The sequence below is a fragment of the Micrococcus sp. HMSC31B01 genome (assembly GCF_001816085.1).
Classification (GTDB): domain Bacteria; phylum Actinomycetota; class Actinomycetes; order Actinomycetales; family Micrococcaceae; genus Micrococcus; species Micrococcus luteus.
The window spans coordinates 1-2153 of sequence record NZ_KV825196.1 but is presented as its reverse complement, the minus strand read 5'-3'; the positions used below and the strand labels follow the sequence as shown (position 1 = coordinate 2153).

At 70.6% G+C, this 2153-nt stretch carries 2 protein-coding genes and 1 pseudogene; 1 reads left to right on the top strand and 2 read right to left on the bottom strand.

All coding sequences use genetic code 11. The features are described from left to right. Positions 1–223, top strand: a 223-nt coding sequence (locus HMPREF3105_RS07965; RefSeq protein ID WP_137796900.1) for a methyltransferase, incomplete at its 5' end; no start/stop codon positions are given. Positions 224–358: 135 nt separating this feature from the next. Here HMPREF3105_RS07965 and rpsA read toward each other — a convergent pair. Both rpsA and HMPREF3105_RS07955 read right to left on the bottom strand, forming a co-directional pair. Then, the gene (gene rpsA / locus HMPREF3105_RS07960) at positions 359–1816 is read right to left on the bottom strand and encodes a 30S ribosomal protein S1 (RefSeq protein ID WP_036315338.1); all 1458 of its coding nucleotides are present in this window, start codon (positions 1814–1816) and stop codon (positions 359–361) included. Positions 1817–1958: 142 nt separating this feature from the next. Continuing rightward, a pseudogene (locus tag HMPREF3105_RS07955) lies at positions 1959–2153 on the bottom strand (GNAT family N-acetyltransferase); the annotation flags it as partial.

Here is a 2153-nt window from a genome sequence, read left to right as displayed (position 1 = left end):
CGTGCTCCTGAATCCCCCGTTCCACGACGGCAACGCCGTGGACCCCTCCGTGGCCCACCGGCTGGTGGCGGCCGCGGCGCGGGTGCTGGAGCCGGGCGGCCGGCTGTGGTGCGTCTGGAACTCGCACCTGCGGTACCGGCCGGTGCTGGAGGACCTCGTCGGGCCGACCCGGCAGACGGCGCGCGACCGCACGTTCACCGTGACGGTCTCCGAGCGCCGCTGAGCGCGGCCGTCGGGTCCCGTCCGCTCCCCCACGGCCAGCCCCCCGGGACGCGACGACGCCCCGCCCCTCCGGAGGGAGGGACGGGGCGTCGGGTGCTCGGCGCGGGCCGTCAGGGACGGTCACGCACCGCGGCGATCAGTTGCCGGTGAGCTTCTCGCGCAGGGCGGCGAGGGCCTCGTCGGAGGCCAGGGTGCCTCCGTCCGAGGACGGGGCCTCGGAGGAGTAGGACGAGCCGCCCAGGCCCGCACCGGCGTCGGCGCCGGCGGTGGCCTCCTCCTGGAGGGAGCGGCGCACCTGCTCCTTGTGGGCCTCCCAGCGGGCCTGAGCGTCGGCGTACTGCTGCTCCCAGGCGGCGCGCTCGGTCTCGAAGCCCTCCATCCACTCGTTGGTCTCGACGTCGAAGCCCTCGGGGTACTTGTAGTTGCCCTCCTCGTCGTACTCCGCGGCCATGCCGTAGAGCGCCGGGTCGAACTCGGTGCCCTCGGGGTCCACGCCCTCGTTGGCCTGCTTGAGGGACAGGGAGATGCGGCGACGCTCAAGGTCGATGTCGATGACCTTGACGAACAGCTCGTCGTTGACCGACACGACCTGCTCGGCGGTGTCGATGTGGCGCGAGGCCAGCTCCGAGATGTGCACGAGGCCCTCGATGCCGTCCTCCACGCGGACGAACGCACCGAACGGCACGAGCTTGGTGACCTTGCCCGGCACGACCTGGCCGAGGGCGTGGGTGCGGGCGAAGAGCTGCCACGGGTCCTCCTGGGTCGCCTTCAGCGACAGGGAGACACGCTCGCGGTCCATGTCCACCTCGAGGACCTCGACGGTGACCTCCTGGCCCACCTCGACGACCTCGGACGGGTGGTCGATGTGCTTCCAGGACAGCTCGGAGACGTGCACGAGGCCGTCCACGCCGCCCAGGTCCACGAAGGCGCCGAAGTTGACGATGGAGGACACGGTGCCGTTGCGGACCTGGCCCTTCTCCAGCTTGTGGAGGAAGTTGGAGCGGACCTCGGACTGGGTCTGCTCGAGCCAGGCGCGGCGGGACAGGACCACGTTGTTGCGGTTCTTGTCCAGCTCGATGATCTTCGCCTCGAGCTTCTGGCCGATGTAGGGGGCCAGGTCGCGCACGCGGCGCATCTCCACGAGGGAGGCCGGGAGGAAGCCGCGCAGGCCGATGTCGAGGATGAGGCCGCCCTTGACCACCTCGATGACGGTGCCCTCGACGACGCCGTCCTCCTCCTTGATCTTCTCGATGTCGCCCCAGGCGCGCTCGTACTGGGCGCGCTTCTTCGAGAGGATCAGGCGACCCTCCTTGTCCTCCTTGGTGAGGACCAGGGCCTCGACGGTGTCGCCCACGGCCACGACCTCGTCCGGGTCCACGTCGTGCTTGATGGACAGCTCGCGGGACGGGATGACGCCCTCGGTCTTGTAGCCGATGTCGAGCAGGACCTCGTCGCGGTCCACCTTGACGACGGTGCCCTCGACGAGGTCGCCATCGTTGAAGTACTTGATGGTCGCGTCGATGGCGGCGAGCAGGTCCTCGGCAGAGCCGATGTCGTTGATGGCGACCTGCGGGGCGTTGGAAGTGGTGGTCATGTAGGAGGGACTCCGTTGGGATCGGGGGTCACGTCGGGATCGATGCCGCCGGTGGGCGGCATCCGGGCACCAGAGGGGCCCCACCCGGCGTGGGTCGTGATGGACATGTATCAAACGCGCACGAATGTGCTCGTCCAGCGTATCAGAAGCCGACGAGGGTGTGCAGGGGTCGGCTGGGTCGCACAAGCCCGTCGAACGCCTCCGCCGCGCCGGCCCGCAGCTCCGCCACGACACCGGCCTCCGCCAGCACCGCGGCGCCGGCCCCGCGGGAGTGCCCGCCGAGCCAGAGCGCGGAGAACCGGGCCGCGTCGAGCCGGAGCCCCGCGCCCATGCGGAC

What these genes read in the sequence shown, in the direction of transcription:
- rpsA (WP_036315338.1), bottom strand. Translation starts at nt 1,816, where the DNA reads ATGACCACCACTTCCAACGCCCCGCAGGTCGCCATCAACGACATCGGC.